The 19,034-nt window shown below is 63.8% G+C and carries 20 protein-coding genes; 12 read left to right on the plus strand and 8 right to left on the minus strand.

What is annotated here, in order from left to right; all coding sequences use genetic code 11:
* Positions 1 to 28: 28 nt before the first annotated feature.
* The 3 genes from fabI to OVA00_RS14840 all read right to left on the minus strand — a co-directional run bounded on the left by fabI (position 29) and on the right by OVA00_RS14840 (position 2,819).
* Entirely contained in the window at positions 29 to 847 is an 819-nt protein-coding gene (gene fabI / locus OVA00_RS14830) for an enoyl-ACP reductase FabI (RefSeq protein ID WP_034801205.1), read from the minus strand.
* A 208-nt stretch (positions 848 to 1,055) separates the two neighbouring features.
* Positions 1,056 to 2,147, minus strand: coding sequence for a DnaJ C-terminal domain-containing protein (locus OVA00_RS14835; protein ID WP_268089253.1), 1,092 nt, complete (start codon positions 2,145 to 2,147; stop codon positions 1,056 to 1,058).
* Between the two features lie 219 nt (positions 2,148 to 2,366).
* Positions 2,367 to 2,819, minus strand: a complete 453-nt coding sequence (locus OVA00_RS14840; RefSeq protein WP_034801195.1) for an RT0821/Lpp0805 family surface protein — start codon at positions 2,817 to 2,819, stop codon at positions 2,367 to 2,369.
* 71 nt (positions 2,820 to 2,890) lie between these two features.
* On the opposite strand from OVA00_RS14840, the gene pdxH reads away from it, so the two are divergent.
* Both pdxH and OVA00_RS14850 read left to right on the plus strand, forming a co-directional pair.
* Positions 2,891 to 3,580: a pyridoxamine 5'-phosphate oxidase gene (gene pdxH, locus OVA00_RS14845; protein WP_082566261.1), complete on the plus strand. Its 690-nt coding sequence runs from the start codon at positions 2,891 to 2,893 to the stop codon at positions 3,578 to 3,580.
* Between the two features lie 371 nt (positions 3,581 to 3,951).
* Positions 3,952 to 4,191, plus strand: a complete 240-nt coding sequence (locus OVA00_RS14850; RefSeq protein WP_113554629.1) for a GNAT family N-acetyltransferase — start codon at positions 3,952 to 3,954, stop codon at positions 4,189 to 4,191.
* A 33-nt stretch (positions 4,192 to 4,224) separates the two neighbouring features.
* Here the strand turns inward: OVA00_RS14850 and OVA00_RS14855 are convergent, their stop codons facing one another.
* The gene (locus OVA00_RS14855) at positions 4,225 to 5,256 is read right to left on the minus strand and encodes a polysaccharide deacetylase family protein (RefSeq protein WP_268089254.1); all 1,032 of its coding nucleotides are present in this window, start codon (positions 5,254 to 5,256) and stop codon (positions 4,225 to 4,227) included.
* Positions 5,257 to 5,501: 245 nt separating this feature from the next.
* Here OVA00_RS14855 and OVA00_RS14860 point away from each other — a divergent pair, with 245 nt between their 5' ends.
* Positions 5,502 to 6,779, plus strand: coding sequence for a D-alanyl-D-alanine carboxypeptidase family protein (locus OVA00_RS14860; RefSeq protein ID WP_268089255.1), 1,278 nt, complete (start codon positions 5,502 to 5,504; stop codon positions 6,777 to 6,779).
* 86 nt (positions 6,780 to 6,865) lie between these two features.
* On the opposite strand, the gene OVA00_RS14865 is transcribed toward OVA00_RS14860, so the two are convergent.
* The 3 genes from OVA00_RS14865 to OVA00_RS14875 form a co-directional block, all read right to left on the minus strand.
* Entirely contained in the window at positions 6,866 to 7,462 is a 597-nt protein-coding gene (locus tag OVA00_RS14865) for a hypothetical protein (RefSeq protein WP_268089256.1), read from the minus strand.
* A gap of 6 nt (positions 7,463 to 7,468) precedes the next feature.
* Positions 7,469 to 8,884, minus strand: coding sequence for a metalloprotease TldD (gene tldD, locus OVA00_RS14870; protein ID WP_268089257.1), 1,416 nt, complete (start codon positions 8,882 to 8,884; stop codon positions 7,469 to 7,471).
* 136 nt (positions 8,885 to 9,020) lie between these two features.
* Positions 9,021 to 10,217: a winged helix-turn-helix domain-containing protein gene (locus tag OVA00_RS14875; RefSeq protein WP_268089258.1), complete on the minus strand. Its 1,197-nt coding sequence runs from the start codon at positions 10,215 to 10,217 to the stop codon at positions 9,021 to 9,023.
* Positions 10,218 to 10,349: 132 nt separating this feature from the next.
* Here OVA00_RS14875 and OVA00_RS14880 point away from each other — a divergent pair, with 132 nt between their 5' ends.
* From OVA00_RS14880 to OVA00_RS14900, 5 genes are read left to right on the plus strand one after another with little or no spacing between them, the layout of a single operon-like run.
* Positions 10,350 to 11,030, plus strand: coding sequence for an energy-coupling factor ABC transporter ATP-binding protein (locus tag OVA00_RS14880; protein WP_034801169.1), 681 nt, complete (start codon positions 10,350 to 10,352; stop codon positions 11,028 to 11,030).
* On the plus strand, positions 11,024 to 11,629 hold the full coding sequence (locus tag OVA00_RS14885; RefSeq protein WP_082566263.1) for an energy-coupling factor transporter transmembrane component T family protein: 606 nt from the start codon (positions 11,024 to 11,026) through the stop codon (positions 11,627 to 11,629). Before OVA00_RS14880 ends, OVA00_RS14885 begins: the two co-directional genes overlap by 7 nt.
* 36 nt (positions 11,630 to 11,665) lie before the next feature.
* Complete coding sequence (locus OVA00_RS14890; protein WP_060516319.1) at positions 11,666 to 12,229, plus strand: biotin transporter BioY; 564 nt, start codon at positions 11,666 to 11,668, stop codon at positions 12,227 to 12,229.
* Between the two features lie 4 nt (positions 12,230 to 12,233).
* On the plus strand, positions 12,234 to 13,730 hold the full coding sequence (locus tag OVA00_RS14895; RefSeq protein WP_268089259.1) for a class I adenylate-forming enzyme family protein: 1,497 nt from the start codon (positions 12,234 to 12,236) through the stop codon (positions 13,728 to 13,730).
* On the plus strand, positions 13,708 to 14,889 hold the full coding sequence (locus tag OVA00_RS14900; RefSeq protein WP_268090335.1) for a thiolase family protein: 1,182 nt from the start codon (positions 13,708 to 13,710) through the stop codon (positions 14,887 to 14,889). Before OVA00_RS14895 ends, OVA00_RS14900 begins: the two co-directional genes overlap by 23 nt.
* A gap of 188 nt (positions 14,890 to 15,077) precedes the next feature.
* On the opposite strand, the gene OVA00_RS14905 is transcribed toward OVA00_RS14900, so the two are convergent.
* The gene (locus OVA00_RS14905) at positions 15,078 to 15,479 is read right to left on the minus strand and encodes an acyl-CoA thioesterase (protein ID WP_034801160.1); all 402 of its coding nucleotides are present in this window, start codon (positions 15,477 to 15,479) and stop codon (positions 15,078 to 15,080) included.
* A 16-nt stretch (positions 15,480 to 15,495) separates the two neighbouring features.
* Between OVA00_RS14905 and OVA00_RS14910 the strand changes: the two genes are divergently transcribed.
* The 4 genes from OVA00_RS14910 to OVA00_RS14925 all read left to right on the plus strand — a co-directional run bounded on the left by OVA00_RS14910 (position 15,496) and on the right by OVA00_RS14925 (position 18,802).
* Positions 15,496 to 16,467, plus strand: a complete 972-nt coding sequence (locus OVA00_RS14910) for a zinc-dependent alcohol dehydrogenase family protein (protein WP_326494148.1) — start codon at positions 15,496 to 15,498, stop codon at positions 16,465 to 16,467.
* Between the two features lie 62 nt (positions 16,468 to 16,529).
* Positions 16,530 to 17,459, plus strand: coding sequence for a histone deacetylase family protein (locus OVA00_RS14915; protein ID WP_060516323.1), 930 nt, complete (start codon positions 16,530 to 16,532; stop codon positions 17,457 to 17,459).
* A gap of 2 nt (positions 17,460 to 17,461) precedes the next feature.
* Positions 17,462 to 17,713: an exodeoxyribonuclease VII small subunit gene (locus tag OVA00_RS14920; RefSeq protein ID WP_034801154.1), complete on the plus strand. Its 252-nt coding sequence runs from the start codon at positions 17,462 to 17,464 to the stop codon at positions 17,711 to 17,713.
* 165 nt (positions 17,714 to 17,878) lie between these two features.
* Complete coding sequence (locus OVA00_RS14925) at positions 17,879 to 18,802, plus strand: pirin family protein (RefSeq protein ID WP_060516327.1); 924 nt, start codon at positions 17,879 to 17,881, stop codon at positions 18,800 to 18,802.
* Positions 18,803 to 19,034 lie beyond the last annotated feature (232 nt).

Consider the following 19,034-nt stretch of genomic DNA (forward strand, 5'->3'; position numbering starts at 1 on the left):
GGCTGCCGAATCCGCCTTGGCGGTTCGGTCAGTCCTTGATCACGGAGATATCGGGCGCGTCCACAGCCTTCATGCCGACGACATGGTAGCCGCTGTCGGCGTGGTGCACTTCACCGGTAACCGAGCGCGACAGGTCCGAAAGCATGTAGAGGCCGACGTCGCCGACTTCCTCGATGGTGACGGTGCGGCGCAGCGGCGCGTTGTACTCGTTCCACTTGAGGATATAGCGGAAGTCACCGATGCCGGAGGCGGCCAGCGTCTTGATCGGGCCTGCGGAAATCGCGTTGACGCGGATGTTCTTGGGGCCGAGGTCGACGGCGAGGTACTTGACGCTTGCTTCCAGAGCAGCCTTGGCGACACCCATGACGTTGTAGTTCGGCATGACCTTTTCGGCGCCGTAATAGGTCAGCGTCAGCATCGATCCGCCGTCCGTCATCAGCTTTTCAGCGCGACGGGCAACCGAAGTGAAGGAGTAGACCGAGATCTGCATCGTCTTGGCGAAGTTGTCGGCCGAGGTATCGACGTAGCGGCCGGTCAGTTCGTCCTTGTCGGAGAAGCCGATCGCATGCACCACGAAATCGATCTTGCCCCACTTCTTCTCAAGCGCGTCGAAGACCGCGTCGATGGTGGCTTCGTCGCTGACGTCGCAATGGCCGGCCATGAAGCCGTCGATTTCCGCGAGCAGCGGCTCGACGCGCTTTTTCAGAGCGTCGCCCTGATAGGTCAACGCAACTTCACCACCCTGCGCGTGGATGGCCTTGGCAATGCCCCATGCGATGGAACGGTTGTTTGCAACGCCCATGATGACGCCGCGCTTGCCCTTCATCAGACCGGATGCCTGAGCCATGGTAAGTCCCCAATACTATTCCAGCATCGGCCGTCGCCGGTGCCAAAGATCAAAAATGTCACAGACGCCCCACGAGAACGGGTGCGGCAAAATGTCGAGAATTGCCTATGGCATAGCCGCAAGGGTGGTTCAAGCACGGCTGAGATCAGGAACTGTTAGTCCCCGTAATATTGGTTCAGTGTGTCAGCGAACTGTCACAAATGGCCTGTCACAGATAGAGGCCGTCGCGCTGCGACTTCATCAGATCGGTGATCTTGTCGTCGGGCGCCTCGGGCAGGACCAGCCGCAATTCGACCAGCAGATCGCCATGCGTACCATAAGCACCGGGCATCCCGCTGCCCGCAAGGCGGATGACCTTGTCGGAGCCGGACCAGGCCGGCACGACCACCGTAACCTGCCCGACCGGGGTTTCGAGCACCTGTTCGCAGCCGAGCACGGCGCCCTGCAGATCGATCGGCAAGGTGGTCATGAGATCGAGGCCGCGGGCGCGGAACGTCCCGCCCTGGTCGACCCTGAGCGTGACGACGACGTCGCCACGGGTCATGCCGGTCACCCGATAGCCCTGCTCCGCCAGACGAATGCTCTGACCGTCGACGGCGCCCGGAGGGATCTGCACCTTCAGGCTTTCGCCGTCGGGAAGCTCGACGCTGAGGCGCTGGCGATTGATCAGGTCGTCAATACTGACGGCGAGATCGACGGGAAGATCCGGGACCTTCTCGGCCGTCTTTGCCGCGCGACCCCGGATGCGCCGGACGATCGCCGCCACAAGCTCGGCGGCCGGTGCTGCTGCACGCTGCATCAGCGGAGTCTCTGTCTTGAGAGCGTTTTCCTGCTGCGGTTCGGGGGCTGGTTCCGGCTTGCTTTCGGAAGCCTGGGCCGGGCGCTCCGGCTCCTTTGCTGCCGCAGCCGGCTTGGGCGATGGTTTCGGCGTCGGCTTCGGCGATGGGCGGGCCGACTTGCTGCGGGTCTCCGCGCCGAAAATCTGTGAAATGGCGTCCTCGGCGGTCTCGGCGTCGACCGGCGCCTCTTCCTGAGGCCGCATCTTTGCCTTCATCGCCTCCATGCGACGAAGCTCGGCTTCGCGGCGCGCGTAGTCGTAGCGGCTTCTGAGCTTCGGGTCGCGCAGCAGCTCATAGGCCTTGCCGGCCTCGGCAAAACGCTCCGCGGCGTTGGGATCGTCCTGGTTATGGTCCGGATGCACGGCCTTTGCCAGCGAACGCCAGGCGGCCTTGATTTCATCCTGCCCGGCATTGCGCCGGACCCCGAGGATCACATAGGGATCACGCATGGTTTCTACCATCTTCTCTGATCGGCGGCCTCTCCCTGATGCCCGCCTTTGCCCCGATTGCAGGCGCCATTGTCGCCCGTCCACTGAACGCCGATGATCCGGAGAAGTTGCTAAATAGTGGTTAGCCACGCGGCCTCATGTGGCCGTTGAGACGGCAACTCCGGCCGTCATGCGCGCATTTGCCAAAACGTGGTTAATCACCGATTTCAACGGCTTGCGTCGAACGCTCGCTCAGGCGCGCGGGCCGAAGCTCGTCAGATACCAGGCGCCGTCGCCGCCCTGGCAAGTGCTGCCGTCGAACTTGGCGATGCCTTCGTAGGAATGACGCGTCGTGGTGAATCGGCGGCAGAGCATGCCGCTGGCGCGGTCTTCCTGGATGCTGCTGATGACACCGGCACTGCCGGAGGTCGCATTGGCCCAGGGAATAGGATTGATGGCGCCGCTGTTGAGCTCGGCCGATGTCACGGCGTTGCGAACCATCACCGCATCGGAAAGGCCATCGGAGGTCTTGGCAACGGGAACTGTGCCCGTCGAAACCGTGCGGTCGACTCCGCTGCCGAAAAGGTCGAGGCCAGCCCCCATGCAGCCGGACAGCGCCAGGACCGGCAGGCAAATTGCCGCGCTACGCAGCAAGGCGAAGGAATACCCCTTCTTGGCGTCGATCCACTTTGCTATGTCTTGCACGGCAATCCTGTCAGACTCGCTGGAGCCGCACGTTTCTCGACAAGGTCAACATACAGGCTCCGACATTTTCGATGCGGAAACACCGGTCGGGCTCATCCCGAAGTATTTCCGCGCCAGACATCACGGCATTGGAACGCAATATGGCGGCGAATGAGTTAACAAGCGGTGACTTCACCGAATCAAATGAACCCTTTTCCCTGTTTGGCACATGGCTGAAGGACGCGGAAGGTAGCGAGATCAACGACCCGAATGCGGTGGCGCTCGCAACCGTCGATGCCGACGGACTGCCGAATGTCCGCATGGTGCTGCTTAAGGGTTTCGACGAGCGCGGCTTCGTTTTCTACACGAATTTCGAAAGCCAGAAGGGTGAGGAGATCCTCGGCGCCCGCAAGGCGGCGATGTGCTTCCACTGGAAATCGCTGCGTCGGCAGGTGCGCGTGCGCGGCCCGGTCGAGATCGTCACCGACGAGGAGGCCGACGAGTATTTCAAGAGCCGGCCGCGCGGCAGCCGCATCGGCGCCTGGGCCTCGAAGCAGTCGCGGCCACTCGAAGGCCGCTTCGCGCTGGAAAAGGCCGTTGCCGAATACACGGCCCGCCACGCGCTCGGCGAAATCCCGCGCCCAAGCTATTGGTCAGGCTTCCGCATCTGCCCGACGTCGATCGAATTCTGGCACGACCGCCCCTTCCGGCTTCATGACCGGATGGAGTTTCGCCGCGAGGCACCCGAAGGCGGCTGGGAAAAGGTGCGTATGTACCCATAAGCCGCGCGTCCGTCGCAAGAGAGGCGCCAGATGCAATCACGACGCTCGGCCATGCAGGTGGCCGAGCGGATTTTGTCTTTTGCCCGGCCCGAGCCGGGCATTTTCGTTGAGTGCCTATTGATGACAATCGATGTTCGTGACGCGACGCTCGACGATATAGCCGGCTGTCACCGCTGCCTCGATGACGTCGCCCAGGAAGGCCGCTGGCTTTCACGGCTAAGCGCACCACCCTTCGACGGATTTGCCGCATACATGACAGTCCTGCATCGTGCCCGGGCGCCCCAGATCGTTGCTGTCGACGATCGCGTGGTCGGCTGGTGCGATATCCGGCTGGATGCCTCACCCGTTCGGCGCATGTCGGGACCGTGGGCATGGGGCTCCTCGGTATCTATCGTGGGAAGGGAATTGGACGCCGCCTCCTGCAACTGGCGATGCAACGCGCTCGCGAATGCGGATTGGAACGCATCGAGCTTTCCGTCCTTCATGAGAACGCCGCTGCCCGGGCGCTCTACGCGCAGTTTGACTTCCAGATCGAAGGCCGTCGTGTTCGCGGCTGGAAACACGACGGTGTTTACCAGGACAGCATTCTCATGGCTTTTGCCTTCAATTGACGTCGAAGCACTCGGCTGCCCAAGTCGCCTTTTCTAGCCGGCCGCCAGGCGGAACGGTATGCCGGAGGCCAGAGCCGAAACGTAGCGGGCGCGCTGGAAATGGCCGTTCAGAGAAATGCGCGGTAGCGCATAAAGGCTGGCTTTCGCGCGAGCGATGAGCGTGCCGGGTTGGGTGGTGACGGCCAGGGTGAAACCCAAATCGGCGACGATGCGATGGTCGCGCGCAGATACCGCCGGCGCGTCGCCATAGGGATAGGCGAAAGTCTGGGGCGGCCGGCCGGTGATCGCCTCGACGCGCCGCAGCGATCCCTCGATCTCCCGCCGCGCCTCAGCATCCGTCAGGCGCGCGACCGCGCGGTGGCTGATCGTGTGGGCGCCGAGGCTCGCGATAGGACTTTCGATCAGGCGCCGCAAACCGGCCTCGTCCAGTGTGAGGCGTTCGGTTATCGCCTGCGGATCGATGCCGCCATCGAGGGCCGCAGCGTTCAAGGAAGCGAGCGCCTTTGCCTCATCATGGCCGTGAATGAACGCCGCAATGCGATTGAAGACGGCCTGCCTTTCGGCCGTGGTCGACGCCTGCAATGTTTCTACGCCACGGCCGAAATCAAAGCGCAGCTTCTCGCTCGTTGCGAGCATATCGGCAAGCGTCTCCCACCAAAGCGTATGGGTGCGATCGACGAAACCGCCGGTAACGAACACCGTGAATGGCGCCTGGTGGCGTTGGAAGACCGGCAACGCGTGCTCGAGATTGTTCCGGTAGCCGTCATCAAGGGTAAAGCAGGCGACCCGCCCACCTTTGGCGGCCAGCGCCTCCGGCAATTGTTCGAGCGGGATGAAGCGATAGCCGTCGCGCTTCAGCGTCCTCAACGCGACATCGAGGAATTCCGGCGTGATTTCCAGGTGCGCATTGGGATCGAAGGCACGGGCAGATTTCGGCCGGACATGATGCAAGGTAAAGATCGCCCCCTGCCCGCGTGCGCCGGCAATCAGCCCGGCGCGGCTCAGCCCCCCCGCGACTTCCAGCCCACCGGCAATTGCGGCGCGGCGAACAATTGTCGTGATCATGCCCTTGATGGTCGCCCCCAAATCTGGCCCGCGTGGTTCCGGCGCGGACTAACAGCCTGGAAAGTTAACGGCGAGGGCGTTAAACCTTGTTGAACGGGGAGAGCGTTCATCGGCCATTTACCACAACCTCGAAAACAAGGTCGGCTCGCCACATTCCGCCCTAAAGTTGCAGCAAAGACACGGATCTTGTCACAAAACGAAACAGCTTTGCGCCTTGCCGAGGGCGCTACTCGACGGGGATCGATATGAAAACTTTGCGCTGCCTCCTGCTGGCGACCTTCGCACTGGCGCTCGGGACGGCGACAGCCGTCGCCGGAAGCGCCTCGCTGGTGCTCGATGCGCGCACCGGCAAGGTCCTCTCGTCTGAAAACGCCGATGTCCTCAATCATCCTGCCTCCCTGACCAAGATGATGACGGTCTATATGGCCTTCGAGGCGCTGAAGAGCGGCAAGCTTTCCTGGGACAGCAAGATCAAGGTTTCGAAGGCGGCGGCCGCCAAGCCGCCGATGCGGCTCGGCCTCAAGTCCGGCATGACGATCACGGTGCGCGAGGCGGTCCTCGGCATGATCGTGCGCTCGGGCAACGATGCCGCGGCAGCGATGGCCGAGAAGCTCGGCGGCTCCGAGGCGAATTTCGCCCGCATGATGACCGCCAAGGCGCGTCAGCTCGGCATGAGCAAGACCATCTTCATCAATGCCTCCGGCCTGCCTGCCAGCAAGCAGGTGACGACGGCGCGTGAAATGTCGACGCTCGCCGTGGCGCTGATGCGCGACTTCCCCAGGGAGTACCGGCTGTTTGCGACCGAAAGCTTCAATTTCCGCGGCCGCAAGGTGCGGGGGCACAACAACCTGATGTACCGCTACGACGGCATGGACGGCATCAAGACCGGCTACACCAATGCCTCCGGCTTCAACCTCGTCAGCGCCGTCAAGGACGGCAATCGCCGGGTGGTCGGCGTTGTTCTCGGCGGCAAGACGGCGCGCAGCCGCGACGCCAAGATGGCGGCCCTTCTCGATCGCCATGTCGGCAAGGCAACCAAGGGCGGACGGCAGCTGGTGGCATCCACGCGCAGCGGCAAGACGGTCGAAGCCCCCGTCGAAGTGGCCGCGGTCGCGACATCAGAGGTTCCGATGCCCTACACCGCACCGCAGCGGGCCAAGCGGGATTCGGTTGCTGCCCTGATTACAGCGACATCGACGGCCGCCATCCCCGCGGAACGACCGACGGAGCTTGCCGAGATCGAAACGACGGCTGCAGTTCCGGCTGCGTCAGGCGGCTGGCAGATCCAGATTTCGGCGGCACCATCAGCCGAGGCTGCGCGCATGCTGCTGGCGCAGGCGCGCTCGGAAGCCGGTGCGCCGCTCGCGGGCGCCACGCCCTACACGGAAGCCGTCGGTAAGGGTGCCAAAGCGATCTACCGCGCCCGCTTCGTCGGCTTTTCGAGCCGCGACGCGGCAGCAGCAGCCTGCGATGCCCTCAAAGAGCGCTCCTATGACTGTATGATGCTGCCGTCGCGCGGCTGATTGGCCGCCGGCCTCAGAGCCTTCGTCACTCTTGCACGACGGCTCTACGGAAGCGGTTGGCGAGCCACCAGTCGCACTGCTCCTGGCTATAGCCAAGCAGCAGCCCCTCCTCGCACTCGTCTTCTGCCGTCCATGGGCGCCAATTGCAAAAGAGCTGGTGGCAGCGTTGCCTGAAGCGCTCGAAACGCCACTCTTCCCCCGGCAACGCATAGGTGAGGTAGAGAACCCCTCTGCTCCTTCTCGCCACCGGTCGTTGTCGGGCACATCCGCGAGAACTCGAACATGTCCGCAAGCAAAGTTCCGTCGGCAACGTGCGGCGCGAACAACTCTTTGGTTTCGGCAAGCCAGGGCGACGCGGCATCGTCGCTGAAGAAGGCGAAGGGCTTGCGCCCTTCCAGCATCAGCGGAAGCTCATAGCCGGTGTGCACCAGATAGGGCACGGTATCGAGCGCATGCGGCCGCCGAAGCTCAGCTTCCTCGCCTGTTTCTGGCAAGGCAAGCCCGACGGCCGACGCCAGCAGCGTCAGGTCGTCTTGATCCAGACGGTAGCAGGCATGATCCAGGAAGACGCCGTTTTGCAGGTCCAACGCCCGCGCGATCTCGGCGGCATCGCGATCAAACCTCAGTTCGTGCGTCGGTGTGGCGGTCTTCGGCGACAGAAAGGACAGCTTGAAGACCGCCATCGGACCTTACGCCTGCGTGCCGCCGACGGTGATCTGATCCATGCGCAGATGCGGCTGACCGACGCCGACCGGTACCCATTGGCCGGCCTTGCCGCAATTGCCGATGCCGGTGTCGAGCTTGGTGTCGTTGCCGACCATGGTCACGCGCTTCATCGCATCCGGGCCGTTGCCGATCAGCATGGCGCCCTTCACCGGTGCGCCGATCTTGCCGTTTTCGATCAGGTAAGCCTCGGTGCAGCCGAACACGAACTTGCCGGAGGTGATGTCCACCTGGCCGCCGCCGAAGGAGACGGCATAGATGCCCTTCTTGACCGAGGCGATGATTTCCTCCGGCGTGTTGCCGCCGGAGAGCATGTAGGTATTGGTCATGCGCGGCATCGGCACATGGGCATAGCCCTGGCGACGGCCGTTGCCGGTCGGCTGCATGCCCATCAGCCGGGCGTTCTGCCGGTCCTGCATGTAGCCGACGAGCTTGCCGTCCTCGATCAGCACGTTGTAGCCCGACGGCGTGCCTTCGTCGTCAATCGAGATCGAGCCGCGGCGCGCCTCGATCGTGCCGTCGTCGACGACGGTGACGCCCTTGGCAGCCACCTGCTGGCCCAGCAGGCCGGCAAAAGCCGAGGTCTTCTTGCGGTTGAAGTCCCCTTCCAGGCCATGGCCGACGGCTTCGTGCAGCATGACGCCCGGCCAGCCGGAGGCAAGCACCACGTCCATGGTGCCGGCGGGCGCATCGATCGCTTCGAGATTGACGAGTGCCTGGCGCAGCGCCTCGTCGGCGCCCTGCTTCCAGCTTTCCGCGGTGACGAAATCGCCGAAGCCGCGACGCCCGCCGGTGCCGAAGGAGCCGCTTTCCTGGCGATCGCCTTCGCCGGTGACGACGGAGATGTTGATGCGGGTCATCGGCCGGACGTCATGGACGCGGTGGCCATCGGCGCGAAGGATATCGACGACCTGCCAGCTAGCGGCGATGGTCGCCGTCACCTGACGGACCTTCGGATCCTTGGCGCGCAGATAGGCGTCGATTTCCTGGAGCAGCGCGACCTTCGCCTCGAAGCTCGGCTCGCCGATCGGGTTTTCGTCGCCGTAGAGTTTCTTGTTGGTGCGCTGAGGGGCTGCGGCATAGGAGCCGGCATAACCGCGCGTCACCTGCGCCACGGCATCGGAAGCACGGCGGAGCGCCGAAAGCGAAAGTTCGCCGGAATGGGCGTAGCCGACCGCTTCGCCGGCAACGGCGCGCAAGCCAAAACCCTGGTCGGTATTGAAGCTGCCGCCCTTGAGCCGGCCGTTGTCGAAGGAAAGCACCTCGGCCTGCGCATGTTCGAGGAACAGTTCGCCGTCGTCGGCACCGGCGAGCGTTTCCGAGAGAACCTTGCGGACCGTTGCCTCGTCGGCATCGAAGAGGCTCATCATATCGGTGTTCATAGTGGCACGCTCCCGCGTCAGGAATTTCTATCGCCTCCATTTAGGAAGGCGGCGGGTTCAAGCCAAGGAAAATATCACGGGCCGCATGTTTCCTCGATCCGCACCGATCGACGCAAGCATGCAGCAGCTCAAGTCGCTACAGCGACGTATTCCAGCCGTCGAGCCGTTCCACCCGCTCGACGCCGGCGAAGCGGGCAACCCGATCGAGCTCGGCATCGATGCGTTCCAGGCGCCCTGTCGAGGCGCGGACGCCCTTTTCGAGCCAGAGCTTGCGGACATCGAGGCTGCCGCGCTTGCGGTCCGCCTTCATGTCGATGCGGCCGATCAGCCGGTCGCCCTCGATCAGCGGGAAGACGTAATAGCCATATTCGCGCTTGGCCTCGGGCACGAAGATCTCGATGCGATAATAGAACCCGAACAGGCGCTCGGTACGATTGCGGTCGCGCAGCAGCGGATCGAAGGGGCTCAGCACCCGCACCCGGCCCGGCGGCTCAGGGATATCGCCAAGTGCGTCCGGGAATCCAGCGAAGGCGTAGGCGACACGCGGGCGTCCACCATCGATCGCTTCGATCTGCACTTCCACGAGTTCGTCGCGATGCTCGGCCACCCAGGTCTTGGCCTCCTCGGGCGACACCAGATCCCAGAAGGCGGCAATCTCGCCATGGGTGGCAAAGCCGAGACGCTCCAGCGCACTGCGGCAAGCCCAGTCGATGAACTCCGGATGGCTGACGTCATCCTCGTTGTGGTGCGGCGGGATCACTCTTTCCGTGAGATCGTAGACCTTCTGGAAATTCTCGCGCCGCGCGATCGCCAGCTTGCCCGTGCGCCACAGCACTTCCAGCGCCGTCTTCGACGGATGCCAGTTCCACCAGCCGCCAGACTGGTGTTCGGCTTCCTTCAAGTCTCGGGCGAGCACCGGGCCGCCTTCGGCAATACGCTGATAAGTGTCGTCGCAGCCTTTTTCAAAGCCTTCGCCACGCCACGCCTTCCACCGCTCGACGATCGTCTCACCTTCCCATTTGAAGCGGTGCTTCCAATAGCGGAAGAAGCTGCTTGGAATGATCGAGGCATCGTGGGTCCAATGCTCGAAGAGGTCGCGATCGTCCTCCAGCAGCGCCGTCAGATGCTCTCGACGATAGGTCTGGTTGCGGGAAAACAGGATCTGGTGATGGGCGCGCTCCACCGTGGCGATGCTGTCTACCTGCACGAAGCCGATGTCGTGGATGAGCTTCAAGAGGCCTTCCTTGCCGAGCGCGCGGTTGGGCGCGCCTGAAAGGCCCTGCTTGGCGAGGAAGATGCGACGGGCGTCGCTGTTGGAAAGGCGAATCGTCATGACGATAACAATAGGCTTTTATTCCCATAATTCAAATGCCGCATCGGTCCGCGGACTGCATTGCCCTTGTTGTCGCACTTGGCCTATAGAGCAACCCGAAAACGGCGCGGGCCGGAGACAGCGAGGAACGGAATGGACATCCGCTTTACCGATTGCGCGGTCCGCTTCGGCGAGCGGGTGGCTTTGCACCCCTTGACGCTCACGCTCAACGAAAAACGCATCGGCATCATCGGCCTCAACGGTTCCGGCAAGACAACCTTCGCCCGACTGATCAACGGTCTGGTGAAGCCTTCCTCCGGCGGCGTTACGGTCAACGGGCTCGATACGATCAAAGACGACCGCGCCGTGCTTTCCGAGGCCGGCTTCATCTTCCAGAACCCGCACAACCAGCTGATCATGCCGATCGTCGCCGAGGACATCGCCTTCGGGCTGAAAAACCGCGGGCTTTCGCGCGAAGAAGTCGACCGCCGCATGCAGGCAGCACTTTCGCGCTTCGGCATCGAACACCTGGCAAGGCGACGCGTGCATGAGCTTTCGGGCGGAGAAACGCAGCTCGTCGCCATGGCGAGCGTCGTCGTTACCGATCCGAAAATCCTGATCCTCGACGAGCCGACGAACCAGCTTGACCTGAAGAACCGCCGCCGTGTCGCTGTTGCGATCGACGACCTGCCGGAGGATACGGTGGTGATCACCCATGATCTCGGGCTCGTCGAGAATGTCGAACGGCTATTGCTCTTCCATGAGGGCCGTCTTGCCTTCGACGGCAACCCGCAAGACGCGATCCGCCGCTATCACGAGATCGCCGGATGCTGACGAGCCTGCACATCGAGGGCAACAGCTTGCTCCACCGGCTGCCGGTCAGGGTCAAGCTGATGGCACTCGTGGCGTCGAGCATCGGCCTTTTTTTGAGCGCTTCGCTCGCGGTTCAGGCGATCGCCTTCATCGTGGCCGCCGCTCTTTACCTCTGCGCCGGCCTTACGCCCAAGGAGGCGCTGAAGCGCGTCGGCTTCGTCTTCCTGACGATCTTCTTTCTGGCGGCCGTCAATCTCTTTTACCTGTCCATTGCCGAGGTCGCCGCGTTAACCTTGCGGCTGATGGCGCTGGTTCTGTTTGCAGCCGCCGTCACGGCGACGACGACGATCAGCGCCTTCATGGACGAGATCACCATCCTCTTGAGCCCGCTGGAACGGCTGGGCTGGCTGAAGGCGGCCGATGTCAGCCTGGCGCTCGGGCTCGTACTGCGCTTCGTCCCGGATATCTTTGCGCGCTATCAGGCAATCCGCGAAGCCCATCGCGCCCGCGGACTGCCCGTCCGGCCGTTGACGATCATAGGGCCGCTGATCATCCTGACGCTGAAAGATGCCGACACGATTGCTGCCGCGATTGACGCGCGCGGATTTCGCCGTCAATAAATTCGCGAATTCTAAAAAACAGGGAAGCGGAACTACATGAATACCAGAGATCTCGTGCTCATCGCCCTCTTCGCCGCGATCGTCGTCGTGCTCGGCTTCATTCCGCCGATCACGCTCGGCTTCATTCCGGTCCCGATCACTGCGCAATCCATGGGCGTCATGCTCGCCGGCTGCATTCTCGGCGCCAGGCGCGGCGCGCTCGCCTTCCTGCTGTTCCTGCTGCTGGTCGCCATCGGCCTGCCGGTGCTTTCGGGCGGCCGCGGCGGTCTTGCGGTCTTTGCCGGCCCGTCGGGCGGCTTCATCATCGGCTGGGTCGTTGCCACCTTCGTCACCGGCCTGATCGCCGAGCGCACCGTGCGCGAAGGCCAGGCCGAAACGCGCCAATTCATCGGCTTCTTCCTCGCCTCCGTCCTCGGCGGCATCGTCCTGCTCTATGCGATCGGCATGCCCTGGGTTTCTGCCGTCACCGGCACCCCGCTCATGACCGTTGCAGCCGGCTCGCTCGCCTTCATTCCGGGCGACCTGCTGAAGGCTGCGATCGCGACGCTTGCCGCACGCGCGGTCTACGCCGGCTATCCGCTGTTGCCGGCCCGCGCCTGAGCCCATGCCGTTTGCCGCCGCGATCCATCGCCACGCGCAAGACCATCCGCATGCCCCGGCCTTCCAAATCGAGGGCCGGGTTTTCACTTTTGGTGACCTCGCTCGCATCGCCGGCGCACTTGCCGAACGTTTCGGAGATTTGGTTGCCGAACGCCGCAGCGTGCTCGGCGACCGCTCTCGCCTGATCGCACTGGAGACGGGCAATCATCCGCTCTTCGCCGCTTCCTTCTTTGCCGCCACCAGCGGCGGCAACTGCGTCGCGCTGATCGATCCGCATCTGCCGGAGGCGACGCGCCAGACGATGCACGATCGCTTGTCGCCCGATCTCATTGTTAGGGCCGATGGCGCCAACCTTTCGCTCCATGCGCCCGCAAGCGGCAAAACGCGAACCTTTCGCGAGACCGACGGCAGCGAGCGAAAGCCGCTCGCAATCGGCGACGACACGGAACCATTCCTGATCGTCTTCACCTCGGGCACAACAGGAACGCCGAAAGCGATCATCCGCGATCGCGGTTCGTGGCGCAGGAGCTTGGCCACAGGCGAAGCCTTCTTCGGCATCGACCGCGCCACCCGCACCTTTGCGCCCGGTCCGCTCGCGCACGGGCTGACACTTTATGCGCTTGCCGAAACCCTTGTCGCCGGCGCCGAATTCATCGGGGCCGCACATTTCGAGGCTTCCCGGGCGATGTCCATCGTCGAGGCGAAAGAGGTCAAGCGACTGGCGCTGGTGCCGACGATGCTGCGGCGGCTCTGCGCTGCAGCCGCCGGCCGGCCGCAAACATCCGTCACCCAGATCACCGTCGCCGGCGCCAAGCTGACCGAAAACGATCGCGACAGCGCGGCACTCGCGTTTCCGAAAGCCGATATCATCGAATATTACGGCGCCTCGGAACTGGGCTTCATCAGTGTTGCTACCAACGGCGACACCGCTTCGGCCACCGCCGTCGGCCGTGCCTTCCCGGGTGTTACGCTCAGCATTCGCGACGACAGGGGGGGCGAAATGCCAACCCGTGAGACGGGCACGATCTTCGTCGACAGCGCCCTCATATCCGACGGGTATGTCGGCACCACCGATGGTGCCGGCTTCCGTCGTCTCGGGTCGCTGGCGACGGTCGGCGATCTCGGCTTCCTCGATGAGTGCGGCACCCTGCACCTCCTCGGCCGGTCCGGCGGCATGGTGCTTTCGGGCGGCAACAACATCTACCCGCAGGAAGTGGAAGCCGCGCTGACCGCGGATCCCGGCGTGCACGCCGCTCTCGTCCTCGGGCTCGACCACCCGGATCTCGGCAGCGAACTCGTCGCCGTCATCGAGCCGGAAGGCGGTATGTTTGATCGAGAAGCGCTTGAGCGTCATCTCGCCGCCCACCTGCCGCGCTATAAGCATCCGCGCCGCATCTGGCTCTGCCTGAATATGCCGATGACGCAGTCGGGCAAGGTGGCGGCGGGCACGCTCAGACAATGGATCGCGGATGGAAACGATGCTCTCGAACTCATCGACTGACCCGGCACGCATACCTGTCATTATCGCCGCTCTCCGCACACCGATCGGCCGCGTCAACGGCACGCTTCGCGATATCGAACCGTCGCAGCTGGCGGCACCGCTGATCGCCCGTATTCTCCGCGATACCGGTGTAGAGGCGAGCGAGATCGACGACGTTCTTCTCGGCAACGCCGCCAACAGCGCCGGCAATCTCGCCCGGCTCGCCGCCCTCGAAGCCGGCCTGCCGGTCTCGACGCCGGGTGTCACCGTCGACCGCCAATGCGGTTCCGGGCTGGAGGCGATCACCCTTGCCGCACGGATGATCCAGGCGGGCGCCGGCCGTTTCTATCTGGCCGGCGGGACCGAGAGCGCCAGCCGTGCGCATATCCGCCTGAGACCGCCGCTGGAGCGCGGCGGCGAACTCGCGCCGGTCAAGCGCGCCCGCATGGCACCAGACGAGATCGGTGATCCGGATATGGGCGTCGCCGCCGAAAACGTCGCGACCGCCTGCAAGATCTCCCGTGAGCGTCAGGACGCCTTTGCGCTTCAAAGCCACCGTCGCGCGGTCGAGGCCGCCGTTGCCGGCCGCTTCGCCCGCGAAATCGTGCCGGTCGAAACGGCGGCAGGCTCTGTGTCGCGCGATGAGTGCCCTCGTGCCAATGCTTCGCTGGAGACGCTGCAACGGCTGAAGCCGGTCTTCGTCGAGGGCGGGACGGTAACGGCCGGCAATGCCTGCCCGATCAACGACGGCGCGGCGGTGGTGCTGGTGACGAGCCTTGCCGAGGCCCAACGACTTGGCGTTTCCTTCGCACTCGAATTCGTCGATGCGGCGACCGCGGGCGTCGATCCCAATCTGCTCGGGCTTGGCCCGGTCCCGGCAATGCAGAAGCTGAAGGCACGGCAATCCGCGCTCGATCCGGCAAAGGTCGATTTCATCGAATTCAACGAGGCCTTCGCCTCGCAGGTGCTCGGCAGCCTCGACCAACTCGATATCGCCGCGGAAAGGGTCAATCTCGACGGCGGCGCCATCGCACTCGGCCATCCCTATGGCGCCTCGGGGGCGATCCTCACCGTCCGGCTTTTCTCGCAGATGCTGGCATCGCCGAAAGGCACGGAAGGACTGGCGATGATGGGCGTCGGCGGCGGCATGGGTATCGTTACCCTGTTTCGCGCGGTTTAGGCGGCGCAATTCCGGACGGAAAACCGCTTCGCATAGTACGCGACACTGGTCTGGTAACGAGATAGATACCCCCTCTGCTCCGCCGGACAGAGGGGGTGGCGCCTTTTGCCTGGACGGGCCAAAAACACCATGAAAGCTGGAGCGTCGTCTATTGTGACGGCTTCGCGCTTTTCCTGGAATTGCTTTGGCTAGACCGAATAGGCCGCCAGCCATTCGCGCGTCGCCGTCGGCAGCGGCAGCGGCGTGTGTCGCTGCGGATCGACCGCGACCCAAACGACCTCGACTTCGGCAGCAAGTTGGCCGCGTGCTTCGACCTTGACGACAAAACTGATCGAGCTGCCGCCGACCTTCGCCACGTTGACGGTAAGACGGGCCGGTTCGTCGTAGCGCAGACCACGGTGATAGACGCAGGCCGAGCGGCGCACGAGATAGCTCGGCTCGTTCACCACATGCGGACGGTGACGCCAGAGGCTGGAAAGCGCGGCCTCGGCGTGGGCATAATAGGCGGCATTGTGCATGTGGCCGTGCATGTCTATATCGCGAAACGGAATACGGATTTCCGTGACGTTCTCCAGCTCCCTGCCGTCCATGCGAGGCTCCCTGACGATGCGCTCCACCCTCGTTAGCCAGTTCGGTGATCCCCGGCAAGTGATTGCGATGGTCGACGCCGGGCGCGTGGCGCCTGCGGCGGGCGAAGTCGAGGTTGCGCTGTCGCTTGCCGCCATCAACCCGTCCGATCTCATCCCGGTGACTGGCGCCTATAGCGCCCGCACCACGCTGCCCTTCGTGCCGGGCTTCGAAGGCTTCGGCACGGTGACGCGCGTCGGCCCTGGCGTGACGTCGCTGAAACCCGGTGATCGCGTGGTGCCCATCGGTGCCAGCGGTCTCTGGCAGGAATATCTGATCCGGCCGGCCGAATGGTGTTTCGCCCTGCCCGACGACATCGGCGAGACCGATGCGGCCACCTGCTACGTCAATCCGCTGACGGCGCTGCAACTGGTCAAGGCGCTGCGCCAACATTTCGGCCCGCTCGGTGGCCGCCGTATCGGCGTCACCGCGGCAGGGTCGGCGATCGGCGGCATGCTGATGAAGCTGCTGGCCGGCGAAGACGCGGATGCCACCGGGATCGTCCGCAGCGCGCGCAGCGCCGAGCGGCTGGCAACCGGGGCCCCCGGCCACATCGTGTTTGGCGACGAGGGCCGCGTGCCGCAGCTTCGCCTCGACGCAATCATCGACGCCGTTGGCGGTCCGTTTGCCGGCGATCTTATTCTGCGCACGCTCGAACCGGGCGGCGCCTTCATCCAGTATGGGGCGCTCAGCGGCGTTCCGGTGCCGCAGGCGGCGATCCAGGCGCGGCCGGACATCCGCTTCTCCTTCCTGTGGCTGCGGACCTGGGTGCATTCGGCCGGGCGACCCGTGATCGAAGCGGCCTTTGCCAAGAGTTTCGAAGGTTTGCGATCGGGTCTCTTTTCCAGCCGCATCGCCGAAATCTATCCCCTAAGCAAGCTCGACGCGGCGCTCGCGCATCAGGCGGATCCGAGCCGCGACGGCAAGCTGCTCATCGATCCGCGCTGTTGAAAATTGCGCCTTTCGACCGGCTCGCCATGGACCTTGCAGGGTGGGCGCACTAGGTTCCGGGCATGACCACGTTCCTCTATGAAAATCCGGTCTTTCTGGAACACGAGGTTCCGGAAGGGCATCCTGAGCGGCCGGACCGGCTGAAGGCGCTGAACCTTGCGCTCGAACATCCGAACTTCTCCGATCTCAAGCGGATCGAGGCGAAGAAGGCGAGTGAGGATCTCGTCCTGCTCGCACATCCGGAAGAGCATCTCGCTGCCGTCAGGCGCGCCATTCCGGAGGAAGGCCTCAACCATTTCGAGGCCGACACCTATGCCAGCCCCTTGAGCCTCGACGCGGCGCTAACCGGGATCGGCGGAGCGACCGCAGCGGTGGACGCCGTCTTTACCGGCGAGACCGACAACGCCTTCGTCGCGGCGCGGCCACCAGGACACCACGCCGAAAAGAACAAGGCGATGGGGTTCTGTCTTTTCAACACGGTGGCGATCGCCGCCCGCTATGCCCAGAAGGTCCACGGCGCAGAGCGGGTCGCGATCGTCGACTGGGACGTGCACCACGGCAACGGCACGCAGGACATCTTCTGGGACGACCCCTCGGTGCTCTTCTGCTCGACGCACCAGATGCCGCTCTATCCCGGCACCGGCGCCAAGGACGAGACGGGTATCAAGGGCAATGTCGTCAACGCGCCGCTGTCGCCGAACATGGGCAGTGAACATTTCCGCGAGGCGTTCCGCAGCCGCGTGCTTTCAGCACTCACCAATTTCCGGCCAGACTTCATCCTGATCTCCGCCGGCTTCGACGCGCATCACCGCGATCCGCTGGCGCAGATCAATCTCGTCGCCGAGGATTTCGACTGGGCGACCGGGCGTCTGCACGAGATCGCCGATCGCAGCGCTGGCAACCGCATGGTCAGCCTGCTCGAAGGCGGCTATGACCTTCAGGGCCTGGCCGAATCGGCCGGCCTGCACATCTTGAGACTGATGAGAGGGTAGACATGAACACCACTACGCAACCGGACGTTTCCGCCCTCTCCTTCGAGCAGGCCGTCGAGGAACTGGAGCGGATCGTTTCGGCGCTGGAGCGCGGCGATGTCGCCCTCGACAAGTCGATCGAGATCTACGAGCGCGGCGAAGCGCTGAAGAAGCATTGCGAGGCGCTGTTGAAGGCCGCCGAGGACCGCATCGAAAAGATCCGCCTCGACCGCGCCGGCAGACCGCAGGGCGTGGAGCCGCTCGACGCCGACTGATCGTTTCATCGCAATTCCGGGCGGAAAACCGCTTCACGCTTTTCCCGGAATTGCCAAGATCGGATTGATCGTCGCGCGGAAACACTGCGTCCTTGCTTCGCCCCTACCCGCCTGATGTCATAGGCGTTAGGACTTGAAGCGACAGCAAAAACGGGAGCACGCGCCATGTCTTTCTTTCCAGGCCCCGACCCGCTCGCCGGCGACAAGCCCGCCTGCGACGCCATCGAACATCTGATCGTTCCGCGCACCAGCGACATCGGCGGGCTGCAGGTTCGCCGCGCTTTGCCGACGGCCAAGCGCCGCCTGGTCGGCCCCTTCATCTTCTTCGATCGCATGGGCCCGGCATTGCTTCGCGCCGGCGAGGCGATCGACGTGCGCCCGCACCCGCATATCGGCCTTTCGACCGTCACCTACCTCTTCGACGGCGAGATCAAGCATCGCGACAGCCTCGGCACCGAGATGGTCATCCGTCCCGGCGACGTGAACCTGATGACGGCCGGCCGCGGCATCGTGCATTCCGAGCGCTCGCCGGAGAACCAGCGCGGTCACGACCGTTCGATCTCGGGCCTGCAGACCTGGCTGGCGCTGCCCGATCACAAGGAAGAAATCGACCCGATCTTCAGCCATACCGAAGAGCGCATGCTGCCGCATATGAGCGACGACGGCATCAAGGCGCGGGTGGTGATCGGCAACTTCGAGGGCGCGAAGTCGCCGGTCTCGGTCTTCACCGACACGATCTATGTCGATCTCAACATTGCACCCGGCAAGAGCGCCCCCTTCGCGGCGCAATGGGAAGAGCGCGCGCTCTATATCCTCTCCGGCGAGGCGATCATTGCCGGCGATCATTTTGCAGACAACCAGCTGCTCGTCTTCCGCGCCGGCGACGAGATCACGGTCACGGCCGGACCGCAGGGTTGTCACGTGATGCTTTTCGGGGGTGCTGCGCTCGGGTCGTCCCGCCACATCTGGTGGAATTTCGTTTCGTCTTCGAAGGAGCGCATCGAGAAAGCCAAGGAAGAGTGGCGCAGCGGACGCTTCGACATCGTGCCCGGAGACGAAGAGGAATTCGTTCCGCTGCCCGAGGGCTGACCGCGACCTAAAGTGGCACAGGATGGATGCGGAAAACCGCGCAACATTGCCTCATGGCGCTTGAATCGATTTCGATTCACAGAATCATGCGCTAGTCTCTTGGTTGACGACGCAGGAACGCCTAATTTTGCATTCAGCAACGATTGCGTCTAAAGAGCCGCTTCGACGGTACCCACCAACTATCGCGCGCCCGACCTTTGGGGCGCGCATGAGGCATGCAGCGTGACACAAC

The organism is Ensifer sp. SL37 (assembly GCF_026672675.1).
GTDB lineage: Bacteria > Pseudomonadota > Alphaproteobacteria > Rhizobiales > Rhizobiaceae > Ensifer > Ensifer adhaerens.